Source organism: Sphingobacterium populi, assembly GCF_001586775.1.
Lineage (GTDB): Bacteria > Bacteroidota > Bacteroidia > Sphingobacteriales > Sphingobacteriaceae > Sphingobacterium > Sphingobacterium populi.
In genome coordinates this window covers 1-1,340 of sequence record NZ_LQXS01000016.1, presented here as the reverse complement: position 1 = coordinate 1,340, position 1,340 = coordinate 1, and the positions used below count along the sequence as shown (strand labels likewise).

The window sequence follows — 1,340 nt, the reverse complement described above, 5'->3', positions numbered from 1 at the left end:
AATCGTCCAGATATTCCGGTGACCTTCGAAGGGGCGACAACACATGGCTTCAACCCGTACATTATTGTACCATTAAATGATGGTAATATCAGTTTTACATTGGCCATACCTGCGACTTCAGGAAGAACTATTGCCGCTATATCCCGCGTACACGCTGGCGGAACGGCGATTAATGCCGGTGGAGTTCGTGCAGCAACTTACATTGACGCTCCGATTGCGGGTAATGGGAATAGAGCGACATTCACGACAACTATTGACGAGTTTCGTTCTAAAAGTGATGCTAACAATACGTTGGTTCAGGGTTTTATCAATGGTAATGCGACGGAATTGCAAATCGCATTTATGTTTTTAGTAACATTGGATAACGGTCAGGAGATCATTCCGGTACAAGTACAAGCTTGGATTCGCAAATAATCTTATCATATTAAGAGATCCGATTCTGGTTTAATATTAAGGTTCAAAACATCTGAAGTTCTTAGATTAGAATCTAAGAACTTCAGATGATACACTTTACTAAAAGGTGGTAGTGGTAAGCAGTTCACTATCACCTTTTTTTTGTGATCTTTCGTGTCTATTGACTTGGCAATCGTCCCAGCGAGTGCGTATTGCTTTTTATCCATTAACTAGAATTCTTGGTCTGCATTCCAATTCGCTTTCGGTTATTATGCGTGCAGCTTCTCGTACTAAAGAATCAAATCTGTTAATGGCCGACCCTATAAGCTTTACAAGATAATTCTTAACAATACTGCGTTAATCGTAACTCCATTTTATTCCTTTTTTAGTTGTTGCATAAGTAAAGCCAGTATGCGAGGTCTTTAATGGTATTCCAAATGGTTTATCAAGTTTATGCCTATAATGTGTGGTTCAAGGCAATCTTTGTGAATACCTCATTTATGAAGGGTTAATTGTTGTGACAAAGTTATTGTGATTTTGAAAAAATAAAAAATATTAAATTTTGAACAATAAACTGAGGGTGGTTTTTATTTTTCATTTATTTGATATAATTATTCATAAGGAAATTACATGTCTTTATAGGGGAGGTATGAAACCTGCGCAATAATTGTTTCAAAATTTGCTGAAAATCAACATTTAACATTTTTTTGCATTTATAATTTTAATTTCTACTATTGGGGACTATTTATTATACACACACATACACACACACTAATTTCACACGATGAAGCAAAAACTACTTAGCTTTCTTGTGCTGTGTTCGATTACAATAGGGTCGGCACTAGCACAGAACAGAACAGTGTCTGGTAAAGTGACCTCTGTATCTGGCGGGGATCCGCTAGCAGCGGTTACGGTGACCGTCGTAGGGTCAACAAATTCGACACAAA

The 1,340-nt window shown here is 37.4% G+C and carries 1 protein-coding gene; it reads left to right on the top strand.

The features are described from left to right. On the top strand, nt 1-414 hold a 414-nt coding region (locus A0125_RS15950; protein WP_066758296.1), incomplete at its 5' end, for a hypothetical protein. Nucleotides 415-1,340 lie beyond the last annotated feature (926 nt).